The organism is Kitasatospora sp. NPDC059648 (genome assembly GCF_042734825.1).
Taxonomy (GTDB): Bacteria; Actinomycetota; Actinomycetes; order Streptomycetales; family Streptomycetaceae; genus Kitasatospora.
The window spans coordinates 85,176-101,659 of sequence record NZ_JBHWDU010000023.1; the positions used below are offsets into that span (position 1 = coordinate 85,176).

17 protein-coding genes and 2 pseudogenes are annotated in these 16,484 nt (G+C 72.9%); 9 read left to right on the forward strand and 10 right to left on the reverse strand.

Annotation, left to right across the window (positions count from 1 at the left end):
- Positions 1 to 90 precede the first annotated feature (90 nt).
- The gene (rpsA, locus tag ACFV1W_RS16710) at positions 91 to 1,581 is read left to right on the forward strand and encodes a 30S ribosomal protein S1 (RefSeq protein WP_238740199.1); all 1,491 of its coding nucleotides are present in this window, start codon (positions 91 to 93) and stop codon (positions 1,579 to 1,581) included.
- A 220-nt stretch (positions 1,582 to 1,801) separates the two neighbouring features.
- Complete coding sequence (locus tag ACFV1W_RS16715) at positions 1,802 to 4,018, forward strand: MMPL family transporter (RefSeq protein ID WP_380417193.1); 2,217 nt, start codon at positions 1,802 to 1,804, stop codon at positions 4,016 to 4,018.
- Between the two features lie 13 nt (positions 4,019 to 4,031).
- On the opposite strand, the gene ACFV1W_RS16720 is transcribed toward ACFV1W_RS16715, so the two are convergent.
- Positions 4,032 to 4,463 (reverse strand): MarR family winged helix-turn-helix transcriptional regulator, encoded by a 432-nt coding sequence (locus tag ACFV1W_RS16720; RefSeq protein ID WP_380417195.1) that lies wholly within the window; start codon positions 4,461 to 4,463, stop codon positions 4,032 to 4,034.
- Positions 4,464 to 4,525: 62 nt separating this feature from the next.
- On the opposite strand from ACFV1W_RS16720, the gene ACFV1W_RS16725 reads away from it, so the two are divergent.
- Together ACFV1W_RS16725 and coaE are read left to right on the forward strand one after the other, a co-directional pair.
- Positions 4,526 to 5,170 (forward strand): MBL fold metallo-hydrolase, encoded by a 645-nt coding sequence (locus ACFV1W_RS16725; RefSeq protein ID WP_380417197.1) that lies wholly within the window; start codon positions 4,526 to 4,528, stop codon positions 5,168 to 5,170.
- A 32-nt stretch (positions 5,171 to 5,202) separates the two neighbouring features.
- Positions 5,203 to 5,802 carry a dephospho-CoA kinase gene (gene coaE, locus ACFV1W_RS16730; protein ID WP_380417199.1) on the forward strand — a complete coding sequence of 200 codons (600 nt, stop codon included), beginning with the start codon at positions 5,203 to 5,205 and terminating at the stop codon, positions 5,800 to 5,802.
- 23 nt (positions 5,803 to 5,825) lie between these two features.
- Here the strand turns inward: coaE and ACFV1W_RS16735 are convergent, their stop codons facing one another.
- Together ACFV1W_RS16735 and ACFV1W_RS16740 are read right to left on the reverse strand one after the other, a co-directional pair.
- A complete protein-coding gene (locus ACFV1W_RS16735) occupies positions 5,826 to 6,266 on the reverse strand; it encodes a hypothetical protein (RefSeq protein ID WP_380417201.1) in 441 nt (146 codons plus the stop codon).
- On the reverse strand, positions 6,266 to 6,472 hold the full coding sequence (locus tag ACFV1W_RS16740; RefSeq protein WP_380417203.1) for a hypothetical protein: 207 nt from the start codon (positions 6,470 to 6,472) through the stop codon (positions 6,266 to 6,268). The genes ACFV1W_RS16735 and ACFV1W_RS16740 overlap by 1 nt, the downstream gene beginning before the upstream one ends.
- A gap of 122 nt (positions 6,473 to 6,594) precedes the next feature.
- Between ACFV1W_RS16740 and ACFV1W_RS16745 the strand changes: the two genes are divergently transcribed.
- Positions 6,595 to 7,134 carry a GNAT family N-acetyltransferase gene (locus ACFV1W_RS16745; RefSeq protein ID WP_380417205.1) on the forward strand — a complete coding sequence of 180 codons (540 nt, stop codon included), beginning with the start codon at positions 6,595 to 6,597 and terminating at the stop codon, positions 7,132 to 7,134.
- A 22-nt stretch (positions 7,135 to 7,156) separates the two neighbouring features.
- Here the strand turns inward: ACFV1W_RS16745 and ACFV1W_RS16750 are convergent, their stop codons facing one another.
- Positions 7,157 to 7,885 (reverse strand): hypothetical protein, encoded by a 729-nt coding sequence (locus tag ACFV1W_RS16750; RefSeq protein ID WP_380417207.1) that lies wholly within the window; start codon positions 7,883 to 7,885, stop codon positions 7,157 to 7,159.
- Positions 7,886 to 7,955: 70 nt separating this feature from the next.
- Here ACFV1W_RS16750 and ACFV1W_RS16755 point away from each other — a divergent pair, with 70 nt between their 5' ends.
- Positions 7,956 to 8,846, forward strand: coding sequence for a LysR family transcriptional regulator (locus ACFV1W_RS16755; protein WP_380417208.1), 891 nt, complete (start codon positions 7,956 to 7,958; stop codon positions 8,844 to 8,846).
- A 130-nt stretch (positions 8,847 to 8,976) separates the two neighbouring features.
- Positions 8,977 to 9,534 carry a hypothetical protein gene (locus ACFV1W_RS16760; RefSeq protein ID WP_380417210.1) on the forward strand — a complete coding sequence of 186 codons (558 nt, stop codon included), beginning with the start codon at positions 8,977 to 8,979 and terminating at the stop codon, positions 9,532 to 9,534.
- Positions 9,535 to 9,653: 119 nt separating this feature from the next.
- On the opposite strand, the gene ACFV1W_RS16765 is transcribed toward ACFV1W_RS16760, so the two are convergent.
- The 4 genes and pseudogenes from ACFV1W_RS16765 to ACFV1W_RS16780 all read right to left on the reverse strand — a co-directional run bounded on the left by ACFV1W_RS16765 (position 9,654) and on the right by ACFV1W_RS16780 (position 13,110).
- The gene (locus ACFV1W_RS16765) at positions 9,654 to 10,445 is read right to left on the reverse strand and encodes a hypothetical protein (protein WP_380417211.1); all 792 of its coding nucleotides are present in this window, start codon (positions 10,443 to 10,445) and stop codon (positions 9,654 to 9,656) included.
- Positions 10,446 to 11,077: 632 nt separating this feature from the next.
- Positions 11,078 to 12,343, reverse strand: a complete 1,266-nt coding sequence (locus tag ACFV1W_RS16770; protein ID WP_380417213.1) for an alpha/beta hydrolase — start codon at positions 12,341 to 12,343, stop codon at positions 11,078 to 11,080.
- A 178-nt stretch (positions 12,344 to 12,521) separates the two neighbouring features.
- Positions 12,522 to 12,623: pseudogene (locus ACFV1W_RS16775) on the reverse strand (DUF6879 family protein); the annotation flags it as partial.
- A 10-nt stretch (positions 12,624 to 12,633) separates the two neighbouring features.
- The gene (locus tag ACFV1W_RS16780) at positions 12,634 to 13,110 is read right to left on the reverse strand and encodes a hypothetical protein (protein ID WP_380417214.1); all 477 of its coding nucleotides are present in this window, start codon (positions 13,108 to 13,110) and stop codon (positions 12,634 to 12,636) included.
- A gap of 120 nt (positions 13,111 to 13,230) precedes the next feature.
- Here ACFV1W_RS16780 and ACFV1W_RS16785 point away from each other — a divergent pair, with 120 nt between their 5' ends.
- On the forward strand, positions 13,231 to 13,581 hold the full coding sequence (locus ACFV1W_RS16785) for a MerR family transcriptional regulator (protein ID WP_380417216.1): 351 nt from the start codon (positions 13,231 to 13,233) through the stop codon (positions 13,579 to 13,581).
- 10 nt (positions 13,582 to 13,591) lie between these two features.
- On the opposite strand, the gene ACFV1W_RS16790 is transcribed toward ACFV1W_RS16785, so the two are convergent.
- The gene (locus ACFV1W_RS16790) at positions 13,592 to 14,452 is read right to left on the reverse strand and encodes a helix-turn-helix transcriptional regulator (RefSeq protein ID WP_380417218.1); all 861 of its coding nucleotides are present in this window, start codon (positions 14,450 to 14,452) and stop codon (positions 13,592 to 13,594) included.
- Between the two features lie 166 nt (positions 14,453 to 14,618).
- Between ACFV1W_RS16790 and ACFV1W_RS16795 the strand changes: the two genes are divergently transcribed.
- Positions 14,619 to 15,395, forward strand: a complete 777-nt coding sequence (locus ACFV1W_RS16795) for an SDR family oxidoreductase (RefSeq protein WP_380417220.1) — start codon at positions 14,619 to 14,621, stop codon at positions 15,393 to 15,395.
- On the opposite strand, the pseudogene ACFV1W_RS16800 reads toward ACFV1W_RS16795, so the two are convergent.
- A pseudogene (locus tag ACFV1W_RS16800) lies at positions 15,370 to 16,333 on the reverse strand (aminoglycoside phosphotransferase family protein). The gene ACFV1W_RS16795 and the pseudogene ACFV1W_RS16800 overlap by 26 nt on opposite strands.
- Positions 16,334 to 16,484: the final 151 nt, after the last annotated feature.

Sequence of the window (16,484 nt, forward strand, 5' to 3'; positions counted from 1 at the left end):
CTTGGCTGTCCGGCTTTCGGTGGGAGCGATACGGGCCCTCCGCGTGGCATTACCTACGACTTTCATGTCCGTACCGGAGCCCTTTTCCTAATGACGAGCCCCACCGACTCCTCCCTCAGCACCACCCCGCAGGTCGCGGTCAACGACATCGGCGACGCGGACGCGTTCCTCGCCGCGATCGACGAGACCATCAAGTACTTCAACGATGGCGACATCGTCGAGGGCGTCATCGTGAAGGTCGACCGTGACGAGGTCCTCCTCGACATCGGTTACAAGACCGAGGGCGTCATCCCGTCCCGCGAGCTCTCGATCAAGCACGACGTTGACCCGCACGAGGTCGTCGCCGTCGGTGACAACATCGAGGCCCTGGTTCTCCAGAAGGAGGACAAGGAGGGTCGTCTCATCCTGTCCAAGAAGCGCGCTCAGTACGAGCGTGCCTGGGGCACGATCGAGAAGATCAAGGAAGAGGACGGCATCGTCACCGGTACCGTCATCGAGGTCGTCAAGGGTGGTCTCATCCTCGACATCGGCCTCCGCGGCTTCCTCCCGGCCTCGCTCGTCGAGATGCGTCGCGTCCGCGACCTCCAGCCCTACGTGGGCAAGGAGCTCGAGGCCAAGATCATCGAGCTGGACAAGAACCGCAACAACGTGGTCCTGTCCCGCCGTGCCTGGCTGGAGCAGACCCAGAGCGAGGTCCGCCAGACCTTCCTCACCACCCTGCAGAAGGGCCAGGTGCGCTCCGGCGTCGTCTCCTCGATCGTCAACTTCGGTGCCTTCGTGGACCTGGGTGGCGTCGACGGCCTGGTGCACGTCTCCGAGCTGTCCTGGAAGCACATCGACCACCCGTCCGAGGTCGTCGAGGTCGGCCAGGAGGTCACCGTCGAGGTTCTCGACGTTGACATGGACCGCGAGCGCGTCTCCCTGTCGCTGAAGGCGACCCAGGAGGACCCGTGGCAGCAGTTCGCCCGTACCCACCAGATCGGCCAGGTCGTTCCGGGTAAGGTCACCAAGCTGGTTCCGTTCGGTGCGTTCGTCCGCGTGGACGAGGGCATCGAGGGCCTGGTCCACATCTCCGAGCTGGCCGAGCGCCACGTCGAGATCCCGGAGCAGGTCGTCCAGGTCGGCGACGAGATCTTCGTCAAGGTCATCGACATCGACCTGGAGCGTCGTCGCATCAGCCTGTCGCTGAAGCAGGCCAACGAGGCCCTGGGTGCCAACCCGGCCGAGGTCGAGTTCGACCCGACCCTGTACGGCATGGCCGCCTCGTACGACGACCAGGGCAACTACATCTACCCGGAGGGCTTCGACCCCGAGGCGAACGACTGGCTGCCCGGCTTCGAGAAGCAGCGTGAGGAGTGGGAGCGCCAGTACGCCGAGGCGCAGGCCCGCTTCGAGCAGCACCAGGCCCAGGTCATCAAGAGCCGCGAGGCCGACGCCGAGGCCGCTGCCGAGGGTGGCGACGCCGTCGCCGCTGCCGCCGGTGGCTCGTACTCGTCCAGCAGCGACGAGGGCTCGGGCGCCCTGGCCTCCGACGAGGCCCTGGCCGCCCTGCGCGAGAAGCTGGCCGGCGGCCAGAGCTGAGGCTCTCGCCCCCCGCTAGCTGACAGCTAGGGAACGGGCCCCATCCGGATTCGTCCGGGTGGGGCCCGTTTCGCGTTCTCGGACGCGGGAGGCTTCGTTTTCCGGTTTGACTTATGTGTGGTTTATGTGTAGGGAAATGTGAGATGAGGCTCATCGCCCTGCTATAGGCCGGAGTTCGGGTTGCACCTACATTGAGTGGAACTGCCCGAAAGGCTCCTCCATGCGCAACCCCTCCACCGCCGCCCCCACCGCTGTGGTCGGCGGCCGGCTCGCCGCCATCGGCCGGTTCTGCTTCCGCCACCGCCGCTGGGTGCTCGGCTTCTGGGCCGCCGTCCTGGTCGTCGGAGTGCTGATCGGCGGCCGGGTCTTCGAGGGGTCGGTGGCCGGGGCCTCCTCCGCCACCGCGGAGGCCGACCGTGGCAGCGCGGTGGTCGCCGCGGCCGATCCGGTCAAGGGCACGGTGACCGCGGTGGTGGACGGCAAGCCGGTGGACGACCCGGCCGTGCGTGCCGCCGTCCAGGGGGCCGGCGCCGGGATCGCCGCCCTGCCCGGGGTCTCCGGCGTCCAGGACGCGTACGGCCCGGGCCCCGCTCCGGCCGCGCTGCGGGCCACCGACGGGACGGCGAGCCTGGTCACCGTACGGATGGCCGCCGGTGCGACCTCCGCCCAGGCCGACGCGGTCACCCACCGGCTCGCCGCGCTGGACGGCGCGGGCGGGGCGCACGTGACCGTCGGCGGGGACCTGGTGCTCCAGCAGGAGGTCAAGAAGCAGACCGAGCAGGACACCCGCTTCGGCGAGATGGTGACGCTGCCGCTCACCCTGGTCGTGATGGTGCTGGTGTTCGGCGGCCTGGCCGCCGCCTCCCTGCCGGTGATCGGCGCCGTCGCCTCGGTGGGCGGGGCGCTGCTGGCCATGTTCGGATTCAGCCGGATCATGGACATCGACACCAGCGTGCTGCCGATCGCCACCGTGCTGGGGCTCGGGCTGTCGATCGACTACGCGCTGCTGATGGTGAACCGTTTCCGCGAGGAACGGGGCCACGGCGCGGGCATCGCCGCCGCCGTCGAGCGCACCGCCGCGACCGCCGGGCGCACCGTCGCCTTTTCCGGGCTGACCGTGGCCGTCGCACTGTCCGGACTGTTCGTCTTCACCAGCCCGGTGCTGGGCGCCGTCGCCGCCGCCGGGGTGAGCGTGGTGGTGATCGCGGTCGCCGCGGCGCTGACCCTGATCCCCGCGCTGCTCGGCTTCGCGGGCTCGCGGATCAGGACGCCGACCGCGCCCGTCCCGGACGAGGGCTTCTTCAGCCGGACCGTCCGCCGGGTCCGCAAGCGGGCGGTGGTGGTCACGCTCGCCTCGGTGGCGTTGCTGATGGCGGCCGGGGCCCCCTTCCTGCACGCCGAGATGCGCAGCTCCGGTGCCGCCGTGCTGCCCACCTCCTCGGCCGGGCGGCAGGTCGCCGAGACCGTCGACCACCGCTTCCCGCAGGTCGCGGCCGCGCCGATCACCGTGGTGGTCGAGGGCGGGGAGCGGGTGGCGCAGGCGTACGCGGACGACGTGGTCGCCAAGCTGCCCGGGGTGAGCGGGGTGCGGGCGGTGACGCCGGTCGGCGACGAGGTGTCGACGGTGGACGTGCTGGTGCACGGGGACCCGCAGGGAGGCGCGGCCAAGCAGGTGGTGGACGAGCTGCGGGCCGACCGGGGCGGGCTGAGGACGTACGTCACCGGCGGCGCGGCCTCGGTGGCGGACTTCAAGGACGAGCTGCTGTCGCGCGGGCCGTGGGCGCTCGGCCTGGTCGCGGCCGGGACGCTGCTGCTGCTGTTCCTGATGACCGGCTCGGTGGTGATGCCGGTCAAGGCGCTGCTGATGAACCTGCTGTCGCTGGGGGCCTCGCTCGGTGCGCTGACCCTGGTGTTCCAGGACGGGTGGCTCAGCGGGCTGCTCGGTTTCAGTCCGACCGGGGGTCTGGAGACCTTCATCCCGGTGCTGGTCTTCGCCTTCGCCTTCGGACTGTCGATGGACTACGAGGTGTTCCTGCTCTCCCGGATCAAGGAGCTGACCGAGCGCGGGCACGGCTGCGTACGGGCGGTGGAGCTGGGCGTCCAGCGCAGCGGTCGGATCATCACCTCGGCGGCGCTGCTGATGGTGATCGTCTTCGCCGGCTTCGCGCTCGGGGACATGCTCATGGTCAAGCAGATGGGCATCGCGTTGGCGGTGGCCGTCGCGGTGGACGCCACCCTGGTGCGCTGCCTGCTGGTGCCCGCCGCGATGAGCCTGTTCGGCGAGTTCAACTGGTGGGCGCCCGCTCCGCTGCGGCGGCTGCACCGGCGGTTCGGGCTGAGCGAGCACGTCGAGCTGCCGGAGATCGGGCAGCCGGCGATCCCGGCGCAGACGCAGGGGCAGGGTTCGGAGCTGGTGGGGTCGGGCCAGGCGCCGTGACGGCTCCGGTGGGTCAGCTGAGGCGCTGGAGCAGTTCGACGCTCGCGCGCAGCTGGGCCCGTTCCCCGGCGCTGAGCCGGGTCTCGATGGCGGTGGCGATGTGGTGCTCGCGGCGTGCGCGCTGGTCGAGCAGGGCGGCGCGGCCGGCCTCGGTGGGGGCGATCAGCTGCTTGCGGCCGTCGGTGGGGTGGGGCTGCTGGGCGACCAGGCCCGCTTCGGTCATCAGCGCGACGGTGCGGGCCATCGACTGGTGGCGCACGCGTCGGCGGTCGGCGAGTTCGGCGACGGTGTAGGAGCGTTCGTCGCGGACCAGCAGCCCGAGCACGGCGGCCTGGTTCGGTGGCAGGTCGTCGTTGTCGCGCAGGGTTCGGACCAGGCTGCCGAGGGCGGTGCGCAGGTCGGCGGCGAGGTCCAGGGTGTCCGGGTGCGGGGCGTCGCTGGTCATGGGAGAAGTCTATCCGGAAGATGTGCAGCAAGACTGTACAGCCATGCTGTATGGTTTTGCGCATGCGAATCACGAAGTTCGGACACGCCTGCGTACGCATCCAGCACGACGACACCACCCTGATCGTCGACCCCGGGGCCTTCACCGACCCCGCCGCACTGGCAGGGGCGGACGCCGTCCTGATCACCCACGAGCACATGGACCACTTCGAAGAGTCCCGGCTGCGCGCCGCGCTGGAGGCCGACCCGGCCCTGCGGGTGTGGACCAACGGCGCCGTCGCCGCCCAGCTGGAGGGCCTCGGGCAGCGGGTCACCGTGGTCGGCGAGGGCGACGCCTTCGAGATCGGCGGCGTCGGCGTCTCGGTGCACGGCGAGTGGCACGCGGTGATCCACCCGGACGTCCCGCGGGTGAGGAACATCGGCTTCCTCTTCGACGGCCGGCTGTTCCACCCCGGCGACGCCTTCACCGTGCCGCCGCACGCCGTGGAGACCCTGCTGCTGCCGCTGGCGGCGCCGTGGAGCAAGGCCTCCGAAGTGATCGACTACGTCCGGGAGTCGGGCCCCCGCCGGGCCGTCCCGGTGCACGAGGCGACGCTCAGCCCGATCGGGCAGATGGTGGCCACCCGGCTGCTCGGGCCGGACGGCCCGGGCGTGGGCGGCGCGGAGCTGGTGGTGCTCGGGGAGAGCGAGAGCCTGGAGCTGGGCTGACGGTCCAGGTGCCGCGCCGGTAGCCTGACGCCATGCTGAAGATCGGACTGACGGGTGGCATCGGCGCGGGCAAGAGCGAGGTGTCCCGGCTGTTCGCCGCGCACGGCGCGGTGATCGTGGACTCCGACCTGATCGCCCGCGAGGTGGTAGCCCCCGGGACGGACGGCCTGGCGGCCGTGGTCGCCGAGTTCGGCCCGCAGGTGCTGCGGGAGGACGGCACGCTGGACCGCCCGGCCCTCGGCGCGATCGTGTTCGCCGACCCCGAGAGGCTCCGGGCGCTGAACGCGATCGTCCACCCGCTGGTGCGGGCCCGCTCCGCCGCACTGGAGGCGGCCGCCGCCCCGGACGCGGTCGTGGTGCACGACGTGCCGCTGCTCGCCGAGAACGGGCTGGCCCCGCTGTTCGACCTGGTCGTGGTGGTCGACGCCGACGACGAGGTGCGGGTGGAACGGCTGGTGCGGCTGCGCGGGATGGCCGTCGAGGAGGCCCGGGCCCGGATGGCCGCGCAGGCCTCGCGGGCGGACCGGCTGGCGATCGCCGACCTGGTGATCGACAACGGTGGGTCGCTGGAGGAGCTGGTGGTGCGGGTCGACGAGGTGTGGGCGGAGCTGGCGGAGCGTGCCGCCGCGTAGGGCGTGCCGCGCGGGCCCTGTGCTCAGGCCACCGTGAGCGGCGGCCGGGCTCGGACGGCGAAGCCGCCCTCGTGCGTCGGGCCGGCGTGCAGGGTGCCGCCGAGGTCGTCGGCGCGGGTGCGCATGCCGTCCAGGCCGTGACCGCCCGAGGGAAGCGGGCCGGGGGCGGTGACCGCCGCTCCGGTGGGTTCGACCGGCCCGGTGGGTTCGACCGCCGAAGACCAGCGGGTCCTCGACCAGACTGGCCAGCGCGGAGGGGTGCTGACGTCCCCGAGGTCGAGGGGGACGAACAGCCACACCTCGGACAGCACCGCCAGGACGTACAGCTGCGGGGTGGCGCCGCGCCGCGCGGTCAGCCCGTAGAGCGCCACGGCGAGCGGGAGTTGGCCGCTCAGCAGGGTGGCGGCGGCGGTCGCCGCGGGCCACCGGCGGCGGAAGGCGAGGGCGACGGCACCGAAGGCCATCAGGGCCGCGTTGGCCGGGGGGAGTCCGTCGGCCCGAACTCCGGGTCCTGCGCGGCGAGCGGGACGAGCACCAGCAGCACGACGGCCGTCGGCGCGAGGGCCCGGACCGGGCGGGGCAGGCGCAGCAGGGGGCCGGGCAGCGGTGGCGCGAGGATGTCGTCGGCCCGGCTGGTCGGTGGGCTGGCGCATGAGGGGCATGCTTCCACACGGGGGGCGTCCGGGATGATCTTCCGACCGGGGTGGCCGGTATCGAGTGGCCGGCATCACCGGTACCGGGTGGTGGGGGCGGGACTTGGACGCTGCTCCGAGGGGAATGGAGCATGGAGTGATGAATGATCGTTTTTCTCGGCAACCGATGGCCGTCGAGCGGCTGGAGGAGTACTCCCGTGCCGATCAGGAGGAGATCCTCGGCCCGGGCGAGGACCCGTACGGTGTCGCCTACACCGGCTTGACCTTCCGGCCCAAGGAGATCCACTTCGGCATCCGCGCCGCCGACGGCCGGCTGGTGGCCCACACCGGGCTGCTCCCCGTCCCGCTCACCGTCGGCGGCACCGACCTGGAGGCGGTCGGCGTCGGCGGGGTGTGCGTCGCCGCCGAGCGGCGGGGCGAGGGTCTGGCGCACGCCGTGGTCGGAACCGCCGTGGACCACGGGCGCGCGCTCGGCTTCCGGTACGCGCTGCTGTTCTGCCGCCCGCCGCTGGCGGTGTTCTACCGGGGGCTCGGCTTCCGTGAGGTGGCCGAGGAGGTGACGGTCGAACAGCCGGAGGGGCGGCTCGCGATGATGCCGCTGTGCACCATGTGGCGGCCGCTGGCGGCGGACGCCGGCTGGCCGGAGGGGCCGGTGCGGTTGCGCTCGCTGCCGATGTGAGCCGCTGACCGGCCCGTCGGACTCAGACGGGCGTCGCCTCGCCGAGCGCCGCGTGGGCGACGGCGGCCTCGGCGAGGGCGCGGATCATCGGGTGGGCCCGGGTGCCGTCGCCGGACAGCTCGGGCTGGAACAGCGAGGCGAGGAAGAACGGGTGCCCGGGCAGCTCCAGGATCCGGATCTGGCCGGTCTCGTTCGCCCCGCTGAAGCGCAGCCCGTGGGCGCGCAACCGGTCCAGGTAGTCGGCGTTGAGGCCGTAGGAGCAGTGGTAGCGCTCCATGGTGTCGGTGGAGCCGAGGGCGCGCTCGGCCAGGGTGCCGGGGGTGACCACGACGGTGCCCTCGTGGCCGACCAGGGAGCAGACGAGCGGAACGATCACCTGCTGGTCGCGGTCGGGGTCCTGCTCGCCGTGGACGGCCTCGCCGAGGTCGCAGACGTTGCGGGCGTACTCCAGCACCGCGTGCTGGAACCCGGCGCAGGTGCCGAGGAAGGGGATGCCGCCCTCGCGGGCGGTCCGGATCGCGGCGAGGGCGCCCGCCTCGCTGCGGTACGGGCTGCCGGGCAGCAGCCAGATCGCGTCGAAGCCGTCGAGCGCGCCGGGCGCCCCGGCGTCCTCGGTGGGGATCCAGTAGGCGTCCAGGACGAGCTGGTCACGGTCGGCGAGGGCGTCGAGCAGGCCGGGGATGCGGGCGTGCGAGCGGACGGCGGGGGAGCGGTCGCCGACCAGGGCGATCCTCGGGGTCAGGTACGTCATGCGGCTATCCTGACCCCGCACCCGAGATCAGCGCCAACGATGATTTCTTACCTATCGATCAGATCGGTTGATGACCGCCGTGGATCCGCAGCAGTTGCGCACCTTCGCCACCGTCGTCGAGCTCGCCTCCTTCTCCGAGGCGGCCCGGGAGCTCGGCTACACCCAGTCCGCGGTGTCCCAGCAGATCGCCGCGCTGGAGGCCGACCTCGGCACCGCCCTGCTGGTGCGCCGGCCGGTCGGCCCGACCGTGGCCGGGCGGCGGCTGCTGGAGCACGCCCTTCCGCTGCTGGTCCGGCTGGAGGCGGCGCGCGCCGACGTCACGCGCCTGGCCGGTGCTCCGAGTGCCCGACTGGTGCTCGGCGCCACCCCGTTGGCGGTCGGGGCGGCGCTGGGGCGCGCGCTCGGCGAGGTGCGCCGGGCGTACCCGCAGGTGGAGCCGGTGGTCCGGGTGCTCGCCCAGGACGTGCTGGCGGCCCGGGTCGCCACCGGCGAGGTCGACCTCGCGCTGATCGACGGCCTGGCCGCGCCCAGCGACCCGCTGCCGCTGCCCGAGGTCGGCCCGCTGGCCACCGTCGCGGTGGACGAGCAGCCCGTCGCCGTCGCCCTGCCCGCCGGGCACCCGCTGGCGGGACGCGCCGGGCTCGTCCTCGCCGATCTGTCGGCCGCGCGCTGGCTGGACGCCCCCGACCTCGCCCCGACCGCGGCCCGGCTGCGCGCCGCCGCCGGCACCGACGGCTTCCGGGCCGCCACCCGCTACCGGGGCACCGATCTGCACGGGCTGCTCGCGCTGGTCGCCACCGGGCACGGGCTCACCCTGCTGCCCGAGCCGGTGGTGCTCCGGGCGCCCGGCGTCGACCACGCGCCGATCGCCGCGCCCCGGCTGGTGCACCGCACCGAACTCGTCCACGGCAGCCTGCCGGAGGGGCCGGCGGCGCTGCTGGCTCGGCTGCTGGTCGACTGACGCGCGCGGGTGGATGTGCAGGGGTGGTCACCACCCGTTCACGTCCCGGGGCTGACGGTGGTCGGGTGAACGGTGCTGTCATGGGCACAATCGCCCGGCGATCGGTCGGGCCGGTCCTGGAGAGCGCCCCATGATGCTCCGTCAGCGTCTCACCGTCGTCGCCGCGGCGGCCGCCCTCACCGCCGCCGGGCTCGCCACCGGCACCGCGCAGGCCGCCGCGCCGGCCCAGCACAAGCCGGTCAAGTCCGCTACGCTCGCGACGAGTTGCTCGCAGGCGTACCTGCCGCTGCCCGACCCGTCCTGCACCCCCGGCGCGTACAACCCGGACGTCACCCAGGCCACCATCGGCCAGACCATCTGCGTCTCCGGCTGGACTGCCACCGTGCGCCCGTCGACGAGCTACACCAACGCCCTGAAGGCCCAGCAGATCGTCCAGTACGGCTACTCGGACACCAGCCTGTCGGACTACGAGGAGGACCACTTCGTCCCGCTGGAGCTCGGCGGCGCGCCGCGCGACCCGCGCAACCTGTGGCCCGAGCCGCGCTACGGCAACGAGCCCGCGCAGAGCAAGGACTCGGTCGAGACCAGACTGAAGAACGCGGTGTGCGCCCACAAGGTGACCCTGGACGCCGCCCGGAGCGCGATAGCGAGCGACTGGACCACGGCGCTCAGCCGCCTCGGGCTCTGAGCCGGCGGGCGGAGTGATGCCGCCCGGCCCGTCCGGTCCCCTGTGCCGGACGGGCCGGGCGGCCGTCTGTGTGGGTGGTGCGGGGCTGCTGGGGTCAGCGGCCCGTCGTGCGGATCCCGTCAGTAGCAGCCGGGAAGGGCCTCGCAGAGCGCGGACGTCATGCCGGTGCCGACGTACTTGTCGTCGGGTGCCTTCCAGGCGTCCTTGGGCTGGGCGCCGCCCTTGGCGGTGGCCCAGACGGACAGCTCGCTGACCGTCCCGCCCGCGTTGACCACGTACTCGTGCAGGGTGGTGGTGGAGCCGTCGGCCTGCGGGACCGTCACGGTGGCGGCGAAGTACGGTGCGTCGGCCGCGTTGCCGACCTTCACGGTGGCGCCCGGTGCGGACTTGGCGCAGTCCTTGACGGCCGCGGTGAGGGCGTCCTTGATGGCGCCGACGCTCTGGCCGTTGCCGCTGCTGTGGGTCGGGTCGCCCCAGAAGAAGAGCGTCTGCTGGGCCGTCCAGCGGTCGCCGCCGAAGCCCACCGAGGCCTTGGCCTTGGCGGTGCCCTCGGTGAACAGGTACTCCTCGTCCTTGGGGAGCGGCGAGTGGCACAGCTCCATGCCCTTGAAGCCGACCGCTCCGGTGACCGGCTTGGCGTTGGCGGCCAGCGGGGCGAAGTGGTAGGTCTCGTCCATCGGAATGCTCTTGGTGTCCATCCAGGCCTTGGCCGGGATGCCGCCCTTGGCGTCGGGCTTCGACGTGCTCCCCCCGGTGGCGGGCGCTCCGGTGGGCGCCGCGGTGCCGGTCGGTGCGGGGGCGGCGGTCTTGCCGCCGTCCTGGCCGCTGTCGTCCGGGCCGCAGGCGCTCAGGGCGCCCGCGCAGAGCAGGGCGGCGGCGGTGGCGGTGACCAGTCGGGTGCTGCTGCGCAACTGACGATTCCTCGCGTGTCCGGTGTCGTGGTTCCGGGTGGAGACCGGGGACGGCGACGCGCCGGCCGCCCGTCCCCGCCGCCCGGCCGACCCGTGGCTGCGGGCACTCGACATGGCTGTTCCTCCCCCGGTTCGTGCTGCCGTCAGGCCCCCTGGCTCCGCAGCTCACCGCAGGTCTGAGGATCGGTCAGAGCGGGTGCTGCGTTGACGGCGGACGAAACTTATGCCACGGGGGCGCCGGGAGCAAAGCGGGATTCCCGCCGGGGGTTGGGGGAGTGCGGCAGTTGCAGCGGGCTGGTGGGGAACATGTGTGCGGCCGCGGCGGAAGCGATGGGCGGAGCGCGGCCGCGGCCGGCGGATCCGGCCGCCCCCGGGCCCGGCGGATCCCTTGCCGGGCGCACGGTCCGGCGGTGGATCGTACCCGTCCGGAGCGCCACCCGCCCGGCCCGCCGACCCGGCCGACACCAAGGCTTCCTCCCGGCCGCGGGCGGGTGTGATCCCCCCCACGGTCCGTGTCGAGGCGTCCGCTCAGACGGCGGTTCGGGTGCGGCCGGTACGGAATCCGGACGGAATCCGGACCGGGCCGTGACGACCGGACGGGTGTGTCGTCCGATGTGGCAGCGGCCCCGGTGTCACGGCTGGGGGTGGGTGCCCGGGACGCCGAGTTGGGCGGCGAGCCAGGGGAGGGCCTGGGTGAAGGTGGCGGCGCCGGTCTGCCAGGTGTGCTTGCCGGAGCCGACGGTGGAGGTGGTGCGGATGCCGTCCCGCTTGGCGGCCGCCTCCAGGGCCTTGGCGGCCTCGATCTGGCCGTGCTCCTCGTCGCCCTGGCCGAAGTAGCCGGAGACACCCTGGTACTTGGGGTGGTGGGCGAGCACGGTCAGCGGGTCGTGGGCGGCCCAGGCCGCGGCGTCGCCGCCGTACAGCTCCTGGATGGTGCGGTCCTTGTCGCCGATGTACGGGCCCTTGTCGCCGGAGAAGTCGCCGAAGTGGGTGAAGCGGTCGGGGTGTTCGACGACGAGGTCGACGGCGCAGGTGCCGCCCATCGACCAGCCGGCCACACCCCACTTGTGCGGGTCGGTGGCGGCGTTGAAGGTCTTCTGGATGTACGGCGGGACGTCCTTGAGCAGGTGGCTCTCGGAGTTGCCGTGCGGCCCGTCCACGCACTCGGTGTCCACCCGGAAGCCGCCGGTCGCGTCGACGAAGACCAGGATCGGGGCGAAGCCGTTGTGCTTGGCGGCGAACTCGTCGGCGGTCCGCACCGCGTTGCCGGAGCGGATCCAGTTGTCGGGCGCCGCGAACTCGCCGCCGATCATCTCCAGCACCGGCAGCTTGGGCCGGCTCTGGCTGCGGAACCAGGCGGGCGGCAGGTAGACCAGCTCCTGGCGGTGGGCGAAGCCGCTCGCGGTGTCCGGGATGTCGACCTGCACGATGCGGCCGGTCCTGGTCTTGCCGTGGATCGAGCCGAGTTCGGCCAGGGTGATCTGGTCCGGCAGCGGCTGGCCGCTGAGTTCGCCGATCGCGTCGTCGATCGTCGGGTAGTAGCCGGTGGCGATGTTCACGCTGTTCGCGGCGCAGAACAGCGCCAGCAGCACGGCCGGTGCCACCAGCGCCCGCCGCCACCACTTCGCGCCGCGCCAGCCGAATCCCAGCACCGAGAGCGCCGCGATCGCCACGCAGCTCCACAGCCACACCCCGAACGGGATCGGGTCGGTGATCCCGCCCACGGTGAGCACGCCGAGGGCGAGGACCGCGGTGATCGCCAGCGCCGTCCCGAGCGCGATCGGCCCCCACTTGCGCTGCCAGTTCCGGTCCCGCCGACCCGCCGCCGCCACGAACAGGGCGAGGGCGGCGGCCTGGACCGTCCAGGGGAACCAGCCGTCGAGCAGGGAGACGTTCATGCGCGGAGGCTAGGCGCGGCGGATGAGAAGGGGGTGAGAAGGCTGACCGCCCGCTGACCGGCTGCTGGGAGCCGGCTGGGAGGGATCCCGGGGGCGCGGTTCAGGCGGAGTAGCGGTCGTGCGGGGTCCCGCGCTCCCAGACGGCCTGGAAGACGGTGGAGACCGCCCTCACCACGGCGGCCTCCCCGGCGACGCCGTAGACGTCACGCATCTCCAGGTGGACGGCCGTTCGCCGGGCGCCCCTCAGGAGGGCGGAGAAGTCCGGCACGTTCTGCGTCATCGCACACCTCTCACGGGGTGGTGGGCTCGGGATCGTTGCGGCGGACGGAGGCGAGCAGGGCGGCGCGGTCCCGCCACCAGGGCAGGAGCTGCACGACGCCGAACGTCGCCTCCAGGACGAAGAAGAACCACAGCACCCGGGTGGCGCCGTGGGCCAGCGCGTACGTCTGCCACGAGGCGAACAGCGTACGCGCGATTCCGTCCAACAGGCCGTGCAGCGGCAGAGGTCGGATGATCCGGAGGAGCGCCCAGACGATCACGACCGAGCCCATCAGGTTCGCGTACAGGGTCTGGAACGGGTTCAGGGCGGGGAGGGTGCCCAGCCCGAACCGGGTACTGAGGGAGGACAGCGCGCCGTGCAGCAGCGCGTACGTCCACGGGGTCGCGAATCCCGCCGTGACGACGAGGTCGTACCAGGCGCTGGAACGTACGAGACGGATGTAGGCGGCCGTGCGGGGCGGGGTGAGCGGGTCGGGTTGGCGGGTCATGAGGGAGGCTCCTGCCGGTTTCTGGTGGACGACGGCCTCACGGTAGACAGTGGAGTACTGTCCAAGGTCAAGCCACGGCTCGGCGGGGAGCGGGGACGGCGGATCGTTCGGCGGAGGATCATGAGGATCGGGGAGCTGGCCGCGCAGGCGGGCGTCAGCAGGGACACCGTTCGGTTCTACGAGAGGATCGGGCTGCTCGAAGGGCGTCGGCAGGCCAACGGCTACCGCGACTTCCCGCCGGAGACGGTGACCTGGCTGCACTACGTCCGCACCGCGCAGACGCTCGGCTTCACGCTCGCCGAGATCGCCCAGCACGGTGCGCAGCTGCGTGACGCTCCGGACAGCGCGGAGGCGCTGTCCGCGCTGCTCCGGGACAAGATCCGGATCATCGACGACCGGATGGCCGAGCTGGCCTCGCTGCGGGCGGACCTGGACGCGCGCGTGGGCACCGGGTGCCCGCTGCGCGGCTGAGCCGGTCGGGTCAGTGGGTGGGGATCCCGGGCGCGGTCCAGCTGGCCAGCACCCGGAGGGACTGGGCGGTTTCGGAGCCCGGCTCGACGTTGTAGACGCACAGCGTCTGCTCCGCGTCGCCGGGGACCTGAAAGGACTCGTAGGAGAAGTGCAGGTCCCCGACGAGCGGGTGGTGGTAGTGCTTGGCGCCGTGGGTGCGGCGCAGCACCCGGTGGTCGTTCCACCATCCGGTGAACTCCGGTGACTTCAGGGTGAGTTCGCCGACGAGGTCGGCGAGCCGGCGGTCGTCCGGGTAGCGCCCCGCTTCGAGTCGGAGCATGGCCACGGTTTCGGCGGCGATCCGCGCCCAGTCGCCCACCCGCTCGCGGGCCCGGGGGTCGAGGAGGTAGTAGCGGGCCAGGTTGCGGTGGGTGGCGGGCAGGGCGTCGAAGTCCGTGAGGACCTCCCGGGCGAGCCGGTTGGAGGCCAGTACGTCGGTGCGGCGGCCCAGGATGAACGCCGGCACGTGGTCGAGGGTTTCGAGCATCAGGTGCAGGCCGGGCCGGACCCGCTGGGCCTTGGTGGCGGGGGCGGCGCGGCGAAGGCCCTGGGTGCCGGAGTGCAGGAGGTCGGTGAGGTGTTCGCGTTCGGTGTCGTCCAGGCGTAGCGCGCGGGTGATCGCGTCGACGACCTCGGCGGAGGGGTTGAGGGCGCGGCCCTGCTCCAGGCGCGTGTAGTACTCGGTGCTGACACCGGCCAGGCGGGCCACCTCGTCCCTGCGCAGGCCGGGTACGCGGCGGACGCGCCCGTCGGCGGGCAGCCCGGCCTCCTCGGGGGTGACGCGTGCGCGGCGGGAGCGCAGGAAGCCGGCGATCTCCTTGGTGCGGTCCATGGGTCCATTGTCGGTGTGGTGGGTGGGGGTGTGGGCGCTCCTGGGTGGCCCTGGTGGTACCTGCCTGGGCAGGGCCAGTTATGGCGGTCCAGGGGGATGGTCCGGGGGTTGTACTGGATCTGCGGCCGACGGGGATCGGCCGAAAGCCCCCTGGAAGGGAAGTGCCATGCTTACGAACACTCTGTCCCGGCCGCTGACCGGCCGTGTCGCCGTCGTCACCGGGGCCTCCAGCGGTATCGGCGAGGCGTCCGCCGAGAAGCTGGCGTCGCTGGGTGCCCGCGTCGTCGTCCTGGCGCGGCGGGCGGACCGGTTGGCGGAGCTGGTCGGGCGGATCGAGGAGAACGGCGGCGCTGCTTCGGCGATCGCCGTCGATGTCACCGATGCGGCGGCCGTGCAGGCGGCCGCCGAGCGGGTGGAGGCCGAGTTCGGCGGGGCCGACCTGCTGCTGAACAACGCCGGTGTGATGCTGCCCGCTCCGATCGAGGAACTGGCGACGGGGCAGTGGAAGCAGCAGATCGACCTGAACATCACCGGGCTGATGAACGCGATCGGCGCCTTCACCCCGCAGCTGGTGAAGGCTGCGGCGGAGCGCGGGGTGGCGGACCTGATCAACACCTCGTCCATTGCGGCGCAGAACATCTTCCCGAACTTCGCGGTGTACTCGGGGACCAAGGCGTACGTCAGCCACCTGTCGCGCCACCTGCGGGCGGAGCTGGGGGCGAAGAAGGTGCGGGTGTCGGCGGTGGAACCGGGGATCGTCGGCACCGAGTTGCAGAGCCACGTGACGGATCAGGGCGCGCTGGAGTGGCTGGAGGGGTCGAAGGAGACCGTCGAGTGGCTGACGGCGGAGGACGTCGCGGAGATGGTCGGTGTGATCGCGACGCTTCCGGCCCGGGTGAACCTGCAGCAGGTCACCATCATGCCGACGGGGCAGGCCAGTTGAGCGGTGGCGCTGCGGACGTGTCACGGGCGGTGCTGACGAGGCGGCGCAGGGCGGCCTGAGCGGGCGGCCCCCAGGTGGCCTTGCCGCCGGGGCGGTGGTGGCGGCCGGCCTCGCCGACGAAGAGGCCGCCGAGGGCCCGGATGAGGGCCCAGCCCCGGGCGCGGCGCACGGCGGCGGGGTCGGCGGCCGGTTCGTAGGCCTGGTGGAAGAGCTCGGCGGCGCCGTCCGGCAGCAGCGACCAGGCGGCGGCGAGGTCGCAGGCGGGGTCGCCCGCGCAGAGTGCGCCGAAGTCGATCACGCCGCAGAGGGCGCCGTCGGCGGTGAGGACGTTGGCGGGGTGGAGGTCGCCGTGGATCCAGAGGGCCGGGCCGGTCCAGGGCGGGGCGGTGACGGCGTCCTCCCAGAGGGTGCGGACGGCGTCCGGGTCGGGGATCAGGCCCAGATCGGTGGCGGTGGCGAGGCCCTTTGTGAACTGCTCGGCGTGCAGGGCCAGTGGGCCACCGCGGTCGTCGCGCCCGGTGGGGGCCGACGCGGGGGCAGGCCGGTGGAGGGCGGTCAGGAAGGCGGCCAGGCTGCGGGCGGAGGGCGCGGCGCGGGTGACGGGGGCCAGGTCGGCGGGGGTGCCGGGGACCCAGGTGGTGACCAGCCAGGGGTGGGGGAAGCGCTCGGAGGGCTCGCCGAGGCGCTGCGGAACCGGGATCGCGAGGGACAGACCGGCCGGGAGGGGTCGGCAGCCAGGTGTGCTCCTTGCGCAGCATGTCACCTGCCGACTCCGTCGCCCAGGGCACCCGGATGGCGAGGTCGTCCCCGAGTTGCCACATCTGGTTGTCCCAGCCACGCGCACCGAGGCGGAGGGGGAGGTGGGCGAGGTCGGGATGCTGGTCGAGGAGGAGGTGGCGGATGAGTTCGGCGGTGATCTCGTTCGGCGTGTGGGGCACGGGGGAACGGTAGTTGAGGCCGACGGCCGGGCGTACGGAAACGGGCGGCCCCGCGCGGTGCGCGGGGGCGCCCCGGGGGTTTGTGCGGGGGGGGGGGGGGATAAGGCGGCCCCGCGGGCGCGCGCCAAAAGCCCCCCCGCCGCCGGGGAGG